Genomic DNA, 15,400 nt, shown 5'->3' with positions numbered 1-15,400 from the left:
TCCGACACCGTCGGGGCATGGCGCGGCGTTCGCATGTTGGATGCGTGTATGGCGGCGCTCGTCGTTTCGGTGCTCTGCCTCGCGCTGAACGCGTTCTTCGTCGCGGCCGAGTTCGCGGTCGTGAAGGTGCGGCTCAGCGAGCTCGAGCTCTTGGCGCGTCATGGCGATCGCCGCGCGGCGCGGGCGGCGGGCGTGCTCGAGAAGCTGGACCGCTACCTCTCCGTCACGCAGGTCGGCATCACGATCGCGAGCCTCGGCCTCGGCTGGGTGGCGGAGCCGGCGATCGCCGCCGTCGCCGATCGCGCCGCGGTCGCGGTGACCGGCAGCGCGCTCGGCCGCACCGGTCACCTCGTCGTCGACGTCGTCGGCCTCGGCACGCTCACGTTCCTCCACGTCCTCGTCGGCGAGCTCGTCCCGAAGGCGATCGCGATCCGTCACTCCGTCGCGACGACGCTCGCGACCGCGCCGGCGCTGCGCGTCGCGAACGTCGTGCTCTGGCCGATCCTCTGGGTCCTCGACCACGCGCAGCGCGCCGTGCTGCGGCTCATCGGCGTCGACCCCGAGATGACGGAGGGCTCGCTGAGCGAGGAGGAGATCGTCGGCATCCTCACCGCCAACGCGGGCCGCTCGCCGGAGGCGATCGACAAGCGGCACACGCTGGAGCGGGTCCTTCGCTTCGCGGTGCGGCCGGTGCGGCAGATCATGGTCCCGCGCGTCGACGTCTTCGCGCTCTCGATCGACACGACCGGCGCGGAGGCGTTCGCGCAGCTCCAGAAGCACGAGTACTCGCGCATCCCGCTCTACGACGGCACGCTCGACGACATCGTGGGGTACCTCTACGCGAAGGAGTTCCTCCTCGACGACGGCGCGCGGTCGCGCCCGAACCTGCGCGGCCTCGAGCGCCACACGCTCTTCATCCCCGAGACGCGTGACGGCCTCGACGCGCTCCGCGATCTGCAGCGCGCGCGCACGCCGATGGCGTTCGTCGTCGACGAGTACGGTGGCACGAGCGGCATCCTGACGATCGAGGAGCTGGTGGAGGAGGTCTTCGGCGAGATCCGCGACGAGCTCGACGCCGAGCACGCGAAGATCGTCCGCCGCGCGGACAACGACTGGTCCGTCGACCCGCGCGTGAGCATCGACGACCTCCGCGACGCGGGCGTGCCGCTCGAGCACGTCGGCCCGATGGAGTCGGTCGGCAAGATCGTCCTCGACCGCCTCGCGCACGTCCCGCGCGTCGGCGACGTCGCGGTCCTCGCCGACGGCGTCGTCGCCGAGGTCGTCTCGATCGCCCGCCGCCGCATCCGCCGCCTCCGCGTCCGCGCGGCGACGTGACGCTAACGCCGACGCCGCGCCGCCGCGCCGATCGCCTCGAGCTTCGCGCACAGCGCGCTTACGTCGGAGAGCTCGCGGAGGCGCGCGGCGATCGCCGCCGCGGACATGTCCACGCCGCGCTGCATCGGCGACGGCCCCGCCGCGCTGAGCCGCGCGAGCTCGCGGAGGCGCGCGGTGATCGCCTCAGCCGTCATCGCCGGCATCGGTCGCCTCCTTAGAGTCGTTGGACGTCGACGAGGTCTTGCGGCCGCGCCGCGGCGAGCTTCAGCGTGATGAGCCGTCGCGCGACACGACCGAGAGCGTTCCGTCCTCGTGCGGGAGCCGCTGCCGCGTCGCGAAGACGGCTCCGAGCGGACCGGATGCGATGAGCGCATCGAGCATGAGCGTCTCGCGCGCTTTCACTACGGAGCGAAAATGTGTCCAGGTCTTCCTCACGCACGAGCACGTCGATGTCCTTCGTCGCTCGCGGAACGCCGTGAATCGCGAGCGCGACGGCGCCGCAGAGCGCATAGTCGACGCCGGCTGCGTCGAGGGCGGCGGTGAGGGCTCGGAGCTCGGCGAAGAGGTCCACGGGACGAGAGTAGCGCGATACGCTGGCGGGTCCGTGTCTCTGCGTGCTCGCAGTGTCGCCTTTGGGGTTTGTCTCGTCCTTCTCGGGGCGAGCGCGCGCACGGCGTTGGCCGATGCGCGGGCGGAGGCGCGGACGCACTTCAAGGCGGGCATGGATGCGATCGCGGCGAAGAAGTACGCCGAGGGGATCGCCGAGCTCGAGGTCGCGTACAAGATCCTCCCGCACCCCAACGTCCTCTTCAACATCGCGCGGGCGTACGCGGACGCCGGGAACGCCGAGAAGGCGCTCGAGTACTACAAGCGCTACGCGGCCGAGAACCCGCCCGACAAGGAGGAGGTGCTCGCGACGATCGAGCGGCTCGAGGCGGCGAACAAGAAGCCGGAGCCGACGAAGCCTTCGGAGCCCGTCGTGCCGCCTCCCCCGCCGCCGCCGCCCCCCACCGGCGAGCCGGCGCCGCCGCCGGAGGACGTCTTCGCCGAGAAGATCGTCACCGCCTCGAAGGGGTCGCAGAGCCCGCTCGAGGCTTCGGCGTCGACCGCCGTCATCACCGAGCAGGACATCCGGCTCTCCGGCATCACCAAGATCCCGGAGCTGCTCCGCCGCCTCGCCGGCGTCGACATCATGGAGGTCACCGGCGCGCAGACCGAGGTGTCGATCCGCGGCTTCAACCAGCGGCTCTCGAACAAGACGCTCGTCCTCGTCGACGGGCGCTCCGTCTACGCCGACATCCTCGGCGCCACGATCTGGCAGACCTTGTCGATCGGGGTCGAGGACATCGAGCGGATCGAGATCGTGCGCGGGCCCGGCTCCTCGCTCTACGGCTCCGACGCGTTCAACGGGGTCATCAACATCATCACCAAGCGTCCGGGCGAGGGGAAGAACGGGATCGCGGGCGGGTACGGCTCGCAGGCCACGACCCACGGCTCGCTCTGGGCCTCCGGCCGCGAAGGCGAGCTCGGCTGGCGCACGGCGGCCGGCTACGACTACCTCCCGCGCTGGTCGCGCGAGGTCCCGAACGGGCGCGCCGACGTGCGCACCGGCGTCGGCGACCAGGTCGAGAGCGCGCGCACGATCCGCCTCGACGCGCGCGGCTCCCGCACCTTCGGGCGCGCCGGCACGCTGAATTTTGGCGGCGGCCTCGCGCAGGGCTCGGTCGAGATCCTCGGCATCGGCTCGCTCCAGGACATCGTGCTCCCGACCTTCACCCAGACGGACCTCACCACCTCGTGGACGTCGGAGCACTTCGACGCGCGCGTCTTCTGGAACCGCCTCCGCGCCAACTCCACCCTCAACGTCAATTACGTCGGGCAGTCGCTGCTCCCGTCGCGCATTCAGCAGAACGTCGTCGACGGCGAGACGGTCTACAAGACGCGCTTCTCGTTCTCGGAGTCGGTCAAGAACGACCTCCGCGTCGGAGGGGCTTATCGCTACAAGAACGTCGAGTGGAGCTATCTCGATCACGATCGCTTCGAGCACCACTATTCGCTCTTCCTCCACGACGAGCTGAACGCGGGAGAGCGGCTCGCCTTCATTGCCGATTATCGCGTCGACTGGGTGCCGTATCTCGCCAGCTTCCAGCAGTCGCCGCGCGGCGCCGTGCTCGTCCACCCGTCGAGCCAGTCGACGATGCGCGCCTCGGTCGCGACCGCGTACCGCAAGCCGACGTTCCTCGAGTCGTATTTGCGATTGCCGACCCAACTCCCCATCACCGGCACCGCCTCGTACGCCGACGGCGTGCGGCGCGACGATCCGAATTTTCGCGTGAACGTCGAGCGGATCTTCAGCGCCGAGGTGGGGTATCTGAACCAGGAGAGCGACCGCTTCACGGTGGAGGCGGCGGCGTACTTCAACCGCGTCTCGAGCCTCATCCAGCTCGCGAGCAACCGGCCGCTCACCGTCGCGGACTTCCCGGTCGCGGGGCGGCAGGACCTCTCGACCGGGTTCTTCCCCGCCGGGTTCACCGGGTTCGAGAACCAGTGCCAGGCCTACAACGTCTACGGCGGCGAGGCGGGCGTCCGCACGTTCCCGATGGAGGGGCTCGACGTCTATGGCAACTACACGCTGAACCTCCTCCAGCAGGACAACTCCGATTGCACGCCGGCGCAGCTCTCGCGCGTCGTGCCGGACCAGCGCACGAGCCAGCACAAGGTGAACGCCGGCGTGCAGCTCCGCACGAAGCCGGGGTTCGACGGCTCGCTCGACTTCCACTTCGTCAGCGTCCAGTCGTGGGCGGAGCAGGTGACGAACTTCGTGCGGCAACAGATCGAGCAGCAGCGCTTCCGCGTCGCCGGGTATGCGCTCCTCAACGCGCGCGTCGGCTATCGTTTCCTCGGCGATCACGCCGACGTGTCCGTCATGGCGTTCAACCTCTTCGGCGTCCAGCACCGCGAGCATCCGTTCGGTCAGCTCCTCGACCGCCGCTTGATGCTCCTCGCTACGTACAAGTTCTGACTCCGATGCTCGCGCGCCTCCTCCTCTTCTGTCTCGTTCTCCTCGCCGCGTGCGGCGACGTGCCGATCGACGACCAGCGCAACGACCGCCGTCTCTTCCCGCCGCGCGGGCTCATCCGCGGGACCGTGACGTACGTAGGTCCGCGCCCGTGCTCGCGCGCGGGCGACATCGTGGGCAACGCCGTCATCCTCGTCTTCGATCGCCGGAACCCGCCGCCGCCGACCGGGCTCGCGACGTCGGCGGTCAACTTCGTCGCCGTCCCCGGCAACGTGCTCTTCGCGAACGAGCCGCGCTCGACCTCGGGCGAGCTCTATTGCCCCGACGACGGCGCAACGGTGGAGGCCTCCGCCCCGTTCGCGGTCGCGCCGCTCCAGGGCGGCTCCTACGTCATCTCCGCGTTCTACGATCGGCGCGGCCGCTTCTGGCCCACGTTCAAGTTTCGAAACCTCCCCGAGGCCGGCGACATCGCGGGCGGGTTCATCGACGTCGAGGACGCGCGGAAGAACGCCGGCAATCTCGCTTACACTCCCATTTATCGTCCCATCGACGTCGGTATCGCGCAGCAGGCGCCCGCCGGCGAGATTCCCAACTTCACGATCCCGGACAAGGGATTCGTCGCCGACAATATCCCAGTTACGCTCGGCTCCGTCGTCCCGTTCACGCGGCCGTATTTCCACCCGCGGCGCGTCGAGCGAGAGGGGAGAGAGGACAGCAGCGACGTCATCGGCACGGCGGTGCGCTCGACGGCGAACGAGCGCGCCGATCCGTTCGCGGTCCCGATCCTCGCGATGACGCAGGACGTGCACATCCTCGCGCCGCCGACGAACCCGACCGCGGAGTCGCTCGACGCGTTCCAGCGTGGGTTCCAGAGCCTCCGCATCTCGTGGGGATTGCCGGAGCAGGAGGTCGCCGACGCGGTCGACCCGCGCCAGCCGTTCGGCTTCCAGCTCCCGTCGCTGCCGCCGCGCGGAAAGGGCGGCCTCCTCGTGTTCTCGCGCGGCGGTACGATCCCGGAGAACCCGGCCGTGCCCGCGCTCTGGCCGCAGGTGGCGCTCGTGAAGCTCGCCGACGATCCGCAGCGCAGGACCGACCTGCAGTCGCTCGTCGTGCAGGGCTCGCTCGAGGAGAGCAACGTCACCGGGAAGCCGCCGGGTCCGCTCGTCGTCATCCAGGCGATCACGCTCGATCGCGACTCGCTCGCGAAGACGGTCGCAGGACCGATCTCGGCGTCGCCGTCCACCGCCGCGCTCCGCAGCCACTTCACCGCGCTCGTGCGGCCCGCGGCGCTGTGCTTCGACCCGCGCCGCGTCGATCTCGGCGGCGTCCTCGTCGCGCCGCACTTCACCGGCATCAGCGCCGACGCCGCGGAGACGGGTGAGCTCCCGCTCTTCGACCGGCGGGCGCTCGAGCGGCAGCCGCTCGTGCGCGAGGTGCGCCGCGGCTGTCTCCCGCTCGGCCGGTACGCGATCAGCCTCGTCTATCCGAGCGGGCAGGCGTGGACGGTCCCGAACGAGAGCGGCGGGTGCTCCGAGGCGGAGGGATCGATCCGCCTCGCGGAGAAGTCGACGTGCTCGACGAAGCCGCGCACGGTGCTCCTCTCGCAAGGCGCGCGCGCGGTCGTCGAGATCGTGGGCCCGAGCCAAGAAGGTCTCGACAGCGGCGTCTGCTCGGACAACCCTGTTCCGCCGGAGTGTCTGCCCCCGTGAGCAGCGTCATCGTCATCGGAAACCTCGACGGCGTGCACCGTGGCCATCAGGCGGTGCTGCGCCAGGCGCGCGCGATCGCCGACGAGCGCGGCCTCACGGTCGGGGTCCTGACGTTCGATCCCCATCCCACGCTCGTCCTCCGCGGCTCGGGCCCGCCGCTCCTCACCACGATCGCGCGGCGCGTCGAGCTCCTCCGTCATCACGGCGCGGACGACGTGGTGGTGGAGCCCTTCACCGCCGCCCTCGCCGCGATGACGCCGGCCGACTTCGCGAAGGAGCTCCTCGCCGAGCGGCTCCGCGCGAAGGTCGTCGTCGTCGGCGCGAACTTCCGCTTCGGCGCCCAGCGCGCCGGCGATCTCGAGACGCTGCGCGCGCACGGCAAGGACCTCGGCTTCGACGTCGCCGCCGCCGAGATCGCGGGCGACGCGAAGGGCAAGTACTCGAGCACGCGTGTCCGCGCGGCGATCGACGCGGGCGATCTCGCGGAGGCGGCCGCGATCCTCGGACGCCCGCACTCGATCTCGGGGACCGTCGAGCACGGCGATCACCGCGGGCGCACGATCGGGTTCCCGACCGCGAACCTCGGCGGCGTCACCGAGATGCTGCCGCCGCATGGTGTGTACGCCGTGCTCGCGGACGAGCGGCCCGCGGTGATGAACCTCGGCGTGCGCCCGACCGTGGACGGGCAGAACCTCCGCCTCGAGGTGCACCTCTTCGACTTCGACGGCGACCTCTACGGTCAGGCGCTCCGGGTCCACTTCATCGCGAAGATCCGGGACGAGAAGCGCTTCTCCGGGCTCGACGAGCTGAAGGCGCAGATCGCCGCCGACGCCGCCTCCGCGCGCGGGCTCCTCGCCGGCTTGCCTCCCAAAGCCGCCCGCTGATACGACCCGATCCGAATGGACCGCGTCGATCTCGAGCGGCTCGATCGCGAGAGCCTCGTCCTCCGCGCGCAGGCGGCCGGCATCCGGCGCGCGCGCGTCCTCACGCGGCCCGAGCTCGTCGACGAGCTCCTCCGCCTCGACGTGAGGATCGACGAGGCGCAGCTCAAGCGATCGCGCGGCTTCTTCGGCCTCGCGCGCGACCTGCTCTCGCGCGTCGTCGAGCGCGGCCTCCACTTGCCCGACGCGGCGGAGCGCTTCCGCGCGGCGCTCGTCGATCCGGTCCGCGAGGTCCCGCGGCCCGAGGCGCAGGCGATCCCGACCGTCACGCTCGCGGAGATCTACGCCGCGCAAGGACACAAGGACCGCGCGATCGACACGCTCCGCCGCGTCCTCGCGGAGGAGCCCGACCACCTCGCCGCGCGCGCCCTCCTCGAGAAGCTCGAGGCGAAGGACTACGTCCCGCCGACGGAGCCGCTCCCCCCCGAGCCGGAGGTCGAGCCCGTCCAGCCCGATCCCGAGCCCGAGCCCGAGCCCGATCCGGAGGCCGAGGTCCTGACCGTGGCGCCGCCATCGGAGCGAGCGCCGATCGCCGATCGCTGCGTCGCGGTCCCCGCCGGCGGCGCGCACTACGTCTGGTGGAGCCTCTCGGCCGCGTCGCAGCAGCTCGCCGAGGAGTCGTTCTTCTTCCTCCGGATCGTCACGATCGCGCCGTCGTGGGAAGGTCCGCGCGTCGAGACGCGAGACCTCGCCGCGGATCCGCGCGCGGGCGAGCTCGTCCTCCGTGACCTCCCCGCCGACGCGGTGGTGCGCATCGCGATCGGGTTCGTCCCCGCCGGCGAGTTCGTCCCCGTCGCGCACTCCCCTGCGCTCGAGCTCGGGCCCGGCAGCACCCTCCGGCACTGGACCTTCGACGCGAGCGAGCCGAGCCTCCTCGACGACGCGATCGTCCGCGCGGCGGCGGAGCGCGCGGCGCAAATCGTAGCGGGTTGACGCCGTGTCCGAGGATCTCCTCCTCTACGCACAGCTCGGGCGCGCCGACCGCATCGCGCGGCTCGTCGCCGGCGGCGTCGATCCGGACTGGCGGCGCGAGGATGGCGTCACGACGCTGATGATGGCGGCGATGACGGGGCGGCTCGAGGTCATGAGCTCGCTCATCGACTGCGGGGCGACGATCGATCTCCAGGCCCCGGACGGGACGACCGCGCTCCTCGCCGCGTGCGCCTACGCGCGAACGACGCGCGACATCGCCGGGGTCGAGCTCCTCCTCGCGCGCGGCGCCGATCCGAACCTCGGAAACACCGAGGGGAACGACGCGCTGATGCTGTGCGCGCGGCACGGCCTCGTCGAAGGGGTCGTCGCGCTCGTGAAGGCGGGGGCGAAGCCGAACCGTGCGAACCGCCACGGCAGCACCGCGCTCATGCAGGCGGCGCGCGGTCACCTCGTCGAGACGGTGCGCGTCCTCCTACGCGCCGGCGCCGACCGCGCGCTCCTCGACGAGAACGGCCTCAACGCCTCGCGCTACGCCTACGAGGTGGGACCGCCGCCGCCGGAGCTGTCGATCCTCCTCGCGCCGAGCGATCTCGGCTCGCTCGAGCTCTCCCACAGCGCGTCGCGGTTCGACCGGCCCGAGTTCAAGATCAAGCTCCTCGGGTCGTGGAACGAGACCGAGGGGGAGGGGAGCTACGAGTACCTCGAGGTCACGGGCGAGCGGCAGATCGTGGTCTCGATCGTGAACCTCCCGGAGGAGCTCGATCCGGACGAGCGCCAGGACGCGATCGCGCGGAACGTGGCCGCCCACAACGCCCAGACGCGGGCGGAGGCGGAGGGCGCGGAGGTGCGCTTCACGGAGGTGCGCTTCCACGAGACGCCGGAGAGCATGCAGGCGCGCTGGACGGCGACGTCGATGGGCGGAAACCTCTTCGTCGCGAACGCGATCTACGCGCTCCCGACGCGTTTCGTGAGCCTCTCGTACCGCGACTACCGCCCCAACCTCAGCGACGAGACGCGCGGCCGGCAGGCGGGGGAGAGCGTCGCCTCGTTCCGCGTGAAGTAGTCGATCGCGAACGTAAATCGCCTCGACGGATCGCCGTCCGCGATCCAGGGTTAATGAGACGATCGTGCGAGCCACCGTGAGCGTTGTCGTATTGGCGCTCCTCGGACTCTCCGGATGCGCGGGGAGCGTCCCAACGGCGGAGTCTCGCCACTTCGTCCCGAGCACGCTGACGCCGATCGCGCTCCTCGACTTCGACGTGGTCTCGTTCGTCGACGTCGACCTCCACACCGCGGTCCAGACGCGCGAGGCGGTCGAGAGCGAGTTCGGCAAGGCCTACGGCACGCCGGGGCATCCGCGCTGGTTCTTCCACGCGTTCGATCGCCAGAACCTCGACTTCATCGTCGCGCGCTACGAGCCGAACGACGCCCACCCTCCGCGCTACGTCGCGCAGCGCCGCCTCCGCGTGAAGCGCACCCCCGAGGCGGAGCGCGCGCTCGGCGTCACCGACGTGGTGCGCGACTACGAGATCGGCGGCGCGAACGGCGTGAAGGCGGGGATGACACGCAAGGAGGCGCTCCGCCGCCTCGGCCGCGTCGAGGTCGAGCACGCGCTCCCATCCCCACGCACGACGAAGGCCCGCTTCGCCACCGCGTGTATCGTCTTCGTCGACGACAAGATCGCGCGGGTGTGGCCGCGCGACATGTGCGTTCTCTAGTTTCGAGAGGGCTCTGCCCTCTCGAGCTCTCCCGCCGGGGGCCGTCGCGCGGGGACGCGCTCCGCGCCCCCGGGCTCCCCGAGAGAGCGCTCACCGCTTCAGCGGCTTCACGGCTGCTTCAAAGGATGTCGAGGGGGTAGCCGCCGTCGGAGCAGGTTTTGGCTGCGATCGCCTTGCGGTGTTCGTCGTCGTTGTCGTCGAAGGAGACGACGTTTTCGGCGAGGCGCGCTTTGGCCGCGCGCGCGAACATCGTGAGGAGGTCGATCTCGCGGCGGCTGCCCTCCTCGCCGCGCTTCTCGATCGAGCGCGTCGTCCGCGCGATGCAGGCGGTGAGGGCGTAGAGGTCGATCGCGACGTCGGCGACGCGCTTCTGGGTGTACTGCATCTCGGCGATGTTCTTGCCGTGACGGCGGAGCACCTTGTCGACGCTCTTCGCGAGGTGCTGCGAGTAGTCGATCACGAGCTGGCTCTGCGCTGCGAGCGACGGGTGCGCGCGCGCGAGGCGATCGCGGTTGAGGACCGAGCGCGCCTTCTTCATCGCGAGCTCGCTGAGGAGGCCGAAGCCCTTGATCGGCTCGCGCATCGCGCGCGACACGTCCTCGATCTGGAGGCTCGCGCCCTGCATGCCGGAGAGGGCGACGAAGCAGCGGAGGATCTCGTTCGTGCCCTCGAACACCATCATCGCGCGCGCGTCGCGGACCATCCGCTCCCACGGCTCGTTCGCGGAGTAGCCGAGGCCGCCCGCGATCTGCGCCGACTCGTTCGCGACGCGCCAGAGCACCTCCGAGCCGAAGACCTTGCACATCGCGCTCTCGACCGAAAAATCGGTGCGCCCCGCGTCGACGATGCCGGTCGTGAGGTACGTCGTGCACTCGAGCGCGAAGATCTCCGCCGTCATCGACGCGATCTTGTCCTTGATCATCGGGAACTCGGCGATGTGCCGGCCGTACGTCTTCCGCTCCGTCGCGCGGTCGACCGCCATCTTGAGGAGGCGCTTCGACGCGCCGATGCAGCTCGACGCGAGCGCGAGGCGGGCGGTGGTGAGGACCTCCATCGCGACCTTGAAGCCACGGCCGACCTCGCCGAGGACGTGCTCGGGCGAGACGCGCACGCCGTCGAACGAGAGCGTCGTCGTGGAGGCGCCGCGGACGCCGAGCTTCGGATCGTTCGGTCCGTTCGTGACCCCCGCGCCGCGCTCGACCACGAACGCGGTGAGGCGCGGCTTCGCGCCGTCCTCCGCCGGCGAGGTGCGCGCGAACACGACGAGGACGTCGGCGACGCCGCCGTTCGTCACCCACGCCTTCTCGCCCTTGATCACGAACGCGTCGCCGTCGCGATCGGCGCGCGTCTGGATCGCGCCGGCGTCGCTGCCTGCGCCGACCTCCGCGAGCGCGAACGCCGCGAGCGTCTCGCCGCGCGCGCAGCGCGGGAGGTACTTGGCCTTCAGCTCCTCGCTCCCGAAGTAGAGGAGCGCGGAGAGGCCGAGGCTCTGGTGCGCGCTCACCGTGAGCGCGACCGACGCGTCGAGCGCGGCGAGCTCCTGGACGACGCGGGCGTACGCGGTGAGGCCGAAGCCCGCGCCGCCGAGCGTCCGCGGGACGACGAGGCCGAAGAGGCCCGCGTCGCGCAGCGCGGAGATGACCTCGAGCGGGATCGCGCCTTCGCGGTCGATGCGCGCCGGCTCGATCTTCGGCGCGAGCTTCCGCACCGACTCGAGCACGCGATGGATCTCGTCGACCTCGCTCCGCGTCGGCTCCGGGAACGGGAACACGAGGCCCTCGGCCGGGGAGCCGACGAAGAGGCTCTTCGCGAAGGACTCGTCGCTCGAGGCGCTCGTGGCGGGGGCCGGGATGTGTCCCGACGGCGGAGACGAAGGCAAGTGCGCCATCCCGATAGAGTCGCACGTTTTGTCGCTGCGCTGCATTCGCGCGTGCGAGGTGCTAGGTGTCACGCATGCCGAAGGAGCTGCCGCCGAGCGTCGACGACTGCGCGGAGATGAGCCTCCAGTGCGCGTGTCACAACCTCCGCCGTGCCTCCCGCGCGATGACGCAGCTCTTCGACGCCCACTTCGACGAGATCGGCCTGAAGGCGACGCAGTTCACCGTCCTCGCAGCGCTCGCATGGTCGGCCGATCGTCCGATGCCGATCGGCGAGCTCGCCGAGATGCTCGTGCTCGATCAGTCCTCGCTCTCACGCAACCTCGCCGTGCTCGAGCGCCTCGGCCTCCTCAAGCTCGAGCCCAGCCCCTCCGACCGCCGCGAACGCCTCGTCCGCCTCACGCGCTCCGGCCGCGCCACCCTCACCCGCGGCTACCCGATCTGGAAAAAAGCCCAGGCCGCCATCGCCACCGCCCTCAACGACGACCTCACCCGCCACCTAAAGTTGCTACACAAACTAACGCGCATAGCTCTTACTCAACGTCGGGGCTTCGCCCCGACACCCCACCCCAGACACGGCCCTCGCGCTGCGCGCTCGGGGCGCTTCGCGCCCGCTTTCGCGGCCGCTTCTGGGGCCCCGTCGAGGCGCCCGCACTAACAGCCCGCCGCGCCCCAAGCACGAAGAGCGAGCATTGGCTTCGAGCGGCGGCACCAAGCGCTGGCAGCAAAGCGGCACCAAGCGCTGGCAGCAAAGCGGCACCAAGCGCCGGCAGCAAGAGGCACGAAGCGCTGGCAGCAAGCGGCAGCAAAGTGGCGGCCCCTTCGAGGGGCCCCGCGAACGCGACCGCCACAGCGGTTGCAAAGCAACCCGCCGCGCAAAGCGCGGCGGGTCGTGTTCGCGGGGTGGGGGTGTCGGGGGCGAAGCCCCTGACGTTGAGAGAGAACCTTGTTTGGGGGCGTGCATCTTGCTACGCCTTTCCTAAGGAGATGGCGGCACGGAGCGAGAAATTCGCCGACGTGATCCGAGGGGCCGTGGCACGCCGCGGTGCAGCCCTGATGGGGATCTGCAACGTCACGCCGGACTCCTTCTCCGACGGCGGTCGCTACCTCGCGGCGTCGGACGCCGCGGCGCGTATCGACGAGCTCATCGCCGAGGGCGCGGACATCATCGACGTCGGCGGCGAGTCGACGCGGCCGGGCAGCAAGCCGGTGCCGGCGGAGGAGCAGCTCGAGCGCGTGCTCCCCGCGATCCGTCACGCCGCCGCGCGCGGCGCGTGCGTCTCGATCGACACGGCGAGCCCGAAGGTCGCCGCGGCCGCGCTCGACTGCGGCGCGCACGCGATCAACGACGTGTCGCTCCTCACGGACGAGGGGCTCGCGGACGTCGCGGGCGGCAGCGGCGCGGCGCTCATCCTCTCGCATTACCGGCCCGCGGTCGGAATGCGCGCGTCGCTCCAGGAGTACGGCGACGTCGTGAAGGACGTCCTCGTCGACTGGGAGCGCGCGGCGGAGCGCGCGATCGCGCGAGGGGTCCCGCGCTCGGCGCTCGTCATGGATCCCGGCCTCGGCTTCTCGAAGACGGCGCGCCACAGCCTCGAGCTGCTCCGCCGCGCGCGCGTCCTCGTCGAGAAGCTCGACGGCGTGCCGGTCCTCGTCGGCGCGAGCCGCAAGTCGTTCCTCACCCTCATCGATCGCGACGCCGCGGCCGCCGATCGCGACGGCGCGTCCATCGCCGCCGCGATCCACGCCGTTCACGCCGGCGTCCGTGTCCTCCGCGTCCACGCCGTGCGCGCGACGCGCCAGGCGATCGATCTCGACAACGTCCTCGGCACCCCGCGGAGGAAGATCTGATGCTGGACGGCCTCCGGCATCTCTTCGCTGCAAGGTCGCTGACGCAAGCGGCGATCGACGTCGCCGACCTCCTCATCGTCGCGTACGTCGTCTACCGCGCGCTGCTCGTCCTCCGCGGCACGCGCGCGATGCAGATGGGCACCGGCCTCGGCGTCATCTTCCTCGTCTACGTCGTCGCGAAGTGGGCCGGCTTCCTCACCCTCTTCAACCTGCTCTCGTCGCTCCTCTCGAGCGTCATCCTCATCGTCGTCGTCGTGTTCCAGAACGACATCCGCCGCGGCCTCATGCGCGTCGGATCGCGCGCCTTCTTCACCGGGATGTCGCGGCAGCAGGAGACGCGCGTCATCGACGAGGTCGTCGCGGCGGCGACCGAGCTCGCGCGCCATCGCATGGGCGCGCTCATCTGCTTCGAGCAGGACGCGAACCTCGAGGAGTTCGTCGTCGGTCAGGGCACGACCGTGGACGCGCAGGTCCAGCGCGAGCTCCTCGTCAGCATGTTCATCCCGGAGGGGCTCAACAAGCTGCACGACGGCGCGGTCGTCATCCGCAACCTCCGCATCGCGAAGGCCGGCGTCTTCTTCCCGATGCCGGACGTGAAGGTCCTCGACAAGTCGCTCGGCTCGCGTCACCGCGCGGCGCTCGGCATCACGGAGGAGACGGACGCCGTCGTCGTCGTCGTCTCGGAGGAGCGCGGCACGATCAGCTTCTGCTTCAACGGCAACATCGTCCCGAACCTCGACGGCGCGTCGCTCAAGCAGGCGCTCCTCGGCCTCTTCGGGCAGCGCGCGCGCGCGAAGAAGAAGGGCGGCGCGGCCGCGGCGCAGAAGGGGCGGAGCACGCTCGTGCCCTCGTCGGGCCCCGTCCGCGTGACGTTGCCGCCGGCGGAGGTCATCGCGCCGGTCACGCGCCGCTCCTCGATCATCCCGGAGGACTCCGTGCCGGCGCAGCGGGTGACGGATCCGACCGCGACGCGGCCGATGCAGCCGGCGCCGACGCTCGCGACGCCGCTGCCGACCCCGCTCCCGATCTCGAACACGCTCCGGCCCTCGACCGTCCCGCCGCCGCCGAAGGACGATGGGGAGTAAGTCGCCATGTGGGAGCGGATCAAGGCGGCCCTCACCGAGAACCTGAACCTCAAGCTTCTGAGCTTCGCGTTCGCGCTCGTCCTCTATTCGCTCGTCCACGGCGGGCAGGACGCGCGCGGATCGCTCTCCGTCGACCTCGAGGTGAACCTCCCCGCCGAGAGCGGCGACAAGGTCCTCGTCGGGACGATCCCGCGCGACGTGCGCATCTTCGTCCGCGGGTCGACGCAGACGATCGACAACCTGCGCGGCGGCTCGGTGCACATGCTCGTCGACCTGACGGAGGCGCCAGAGCACGTCATCTTCAACCAAAAGATGGTGCGCCTGCCCGACGGCGTGCGCGTCGAGGTCGAGCAGTTCGAGCCGCCGAACATCGAGCTCAAGTGGGAGCAACGCGTCACGCGCGACGTGCCGGTCCAGGTCTCCGTCGTCGGCTCGCCGGCGGAGGGCTTCGTCGTCAAGGGACCGCTCACGTCCGAGCCGAAGACGGTGAAGGTCCGCGGCCCGCAGAGCGACGTCATGGTGCTCCAGTTCGTGCGCGCGGAGGCGTTCGACGTCCGCACGATCACGGCGGACGGGCTCTATCCGCGGCCGCTCGCGGTCGAGAAGCCGAGCCCGCGCCTCCGCATCGATCCGACGAGCGTCGTCGTGACGGCCGAGATCGCGCGCGAGGTGAGCGAGACGGAGTTCAAGAAGCTCGCCGTCGCCGTCGTCGGCCAACCGAAGGCGAAGACCACGCCGGCCGAGGTGAACGTCCGCCTCGTCTGTCCGCCCGAGATCGTGAAGAGCCTCCATCAGGACCAGATCGTCCCGCAAGTCGACGTCACGTCGAAGGAGCCGACCGGGAGCGAGAGCCTGCCCGTCGGGCTCCACATCGAGCGGTGCGAGGCGCACTTCACGCCTCCGAACGTCATCGTCAAGTGGTGAACGGCTCG

General features: G+C 70.7%; 14 protein-coding genes. 11 read left to right on the top strand and 3 right to left on the bottom strand.

Going from position 1 to position 15,400, the window contains the following annotated elements; translation table 11 throughout:
• Positions 1–48: 48 nt before the first annotated feature.
• Complete coding sequence (locus tag KF837_15875; protein ID MBX3228799.1) at positions 49–1,335, top strand: HlyC/CorC family transporter; 1,287 nt, start codon at positions 49–51, stop codon at positions 1,333–1,335.
• A 2-nt stretch (positions 1,336–1,337) separates the two neighbouring features.
• Here KF837_15875 and KF837_15870 read toward each other — a convergent pair whose 3' ends face one another.
• Complete coding sequence (locus tag KF837_15870) at positions 1,338–1,538, bottom strand: hypothetical protein (GenBank protein ID MBX3228798.1); 201 nt, start codon at positions 1,536–1,538, stop codon at positions 1,338–1,340.
• 11 nt (positions 1,539–1,549) lie between these two features.
• Positions 1,550–1,906: a hypothetical protein gene (locus tag KF837_15865; GenBank protein MBX3228797.1), complete on the bottom strand. Its 357-nt coding sequence runs from the start codon at positions 1,904–1,906 to the stop codon at positions 1,550–1,552.
• A 105-nt stretch (positions 1,907–2,011) separates the two neighbouring features.
• On the opposite strand from KF837_15865, the gene KF837_15860 reads away from it, so the two are divergent.
• The 6 genes from KF837_15860 to KF837_15835 all read left to right on the top strand — a co-directional run bounded on the left by KF837_15860 (position 2,012) and on the right by KF837_15835 (position 9,655).
• The gene (locus KF837_15860; GenBank protein ID MBX3228796.1) at positions 2,012–4,357 is read left to right on the top strand and encodes a TonB-dependent receptor plug domain-containing protein; all 2,346 of its coding nucleotides are present in this window, start codon (positions 2,012–2,014) and stop codon (positions 4,355–4,357) included.
• Positions 4,358–4,362: 5 nt separating this feature from the next.
• Positions 4,363–6,063 (top strand): hypothetical protein, encoded by a 1,701-nt coding sequence (locus tag KF837_15855; GenBank protein MBX3228795.1) that lies wholly within the window; start codon positions 4,363–4,365, stop codon positions 6,061–6,063.
• Positions 6,060–6,947 carry a bifunctional riboflavin kinase/FAD synthetase gene (locus tag KF837_15850; GenBank protein ID MBX3228794.1) on the top strand — a complete coding sequence of 296 codons (888 nt, stop codon included), beginning with the start codon at positions 6,060–6,062 and terminating at the stop codon, positions 6,945–6,947. The genes KF837_15855 and KF837_15850 overlap by 4 nt, the downstream gene beginning before the upstream one ends.
• Before the next feature lie 15 nt (positions 6,948–6,962).
• A complete protein-coding gene (locus KF837_15845) occupies positions 6,963–7,937 on the top strand; it encodes a tetratricopeptide repeat protein (protein MBX3228793.1) in 975 nt (324 codons plus the stop codon).
• A gap of 4 nt (positions 7,938–7,941) precedes the next feature.
• A complete protein-coding gene (locus tag KF837_15840) occupies positions 7,942–9,000 on the top strand; it encodes an ankyrin repeat domain-containing protein (protein MBX3228792.1) in 1,059 nt (352 codons plus the stop codon).
• 76 nt (positions 9,001–9,076) lie between these two features.
• The gene (locus KF837_15835; protein MBX3228791.1) at positions 9,077–9,655 is read left to right on the top strand and encodes a hypothetical protein; all 579 of its coding nucleotides are present in this window, start codon (positions 9,077–9,079) and stop codon (positions 9,653–9,655) included.
• Between the two features lie 118 nt (positions 9,656–9,773).
• Here the strand turns inward: KF837_15835 and KF837_15830 are convergent, their stop codons facing one another.
• Positions 9,774–11,543 (bottom strand): acyl-CoA dehydrogenase family protein, encoded by a 1,770-nt coding sequence (locus KF837_15830; protein MBX3228790.1) that lies wholly within the window; start codon positions 11,541–11,543, stop codon positions 9,774–9,776.
• A gap of 65 nt (positions 11,544–11,608) precedes the next feature.
• Between KF837_15830 and KF837_15825 the strand changes: the two genes are divergently transcribed.
• The 4 genes from KF837_15825 to KF837_15810 all read left to right on the top strand — a co-directional run bounded on the left by KF837_15825 (position 11,609) and on the right by KF837_15810 (position 15,392).
• Entirely contained in the window at positions 11,609–12,190 is a 582-nt protein-coding gene (locus KF837_15825) for a winged helix-turn-helix transcriptional regulator (GenBank protein ID MBX3228789.1), read from the top strand.
• A gap of 329 nt (positions 12,191–12,519) precedes the next feature.
• Complete coding sequence (gene folP, locus KF837_15820) at positions 12,520–13,383, top strand: dihydropteroate synthase (GenBank protein ID MBX3228788.1); 864 nt, start codon at positions 12,520–12,522, stop codon at positions 13,381–13,383.
• On the top strand, positions 13,383–14,468 hold the full coding sequence (gene cdaA, locus KF837_15815) for a diadenylate cyclase CdaA (GenBank protein MBX3228787.1): 1,086 nt from the start codon (positions 13,383–13,385) through the stop codon (positions 14,466–14,468). Before folP ends, cdaA begins: the two co-directional genes overlap by 1 nt.
• A gap of 6 nt (positions 14,469–14,474) precedes the next feature.
• Complete coding sequence (locus KF837_15810; protein MBX3228786.1) at positions 14,475–15,392, top strand: YbbR-like domain-containing protein; 918 nt, start codon at positions 14,475–14,477, stop codon at positions 15,390–15,392.
• Positions 15,393–15,400 lie beyond the last annotated feature (8 nt).

Origin of the sequence: Labilithrix sp., assembly GCA_019637155.1 — a bacterium.
Classification (GTDB): Bacteria; Myxococcota_A; Polyangia; order Polyangiales; family Polyangiaceae; genus Labilithrix.
Note: the sequence above shows the minus strand (reverse complement) of the source record. Positions and strands in the feature narration are given on the sequence as shown.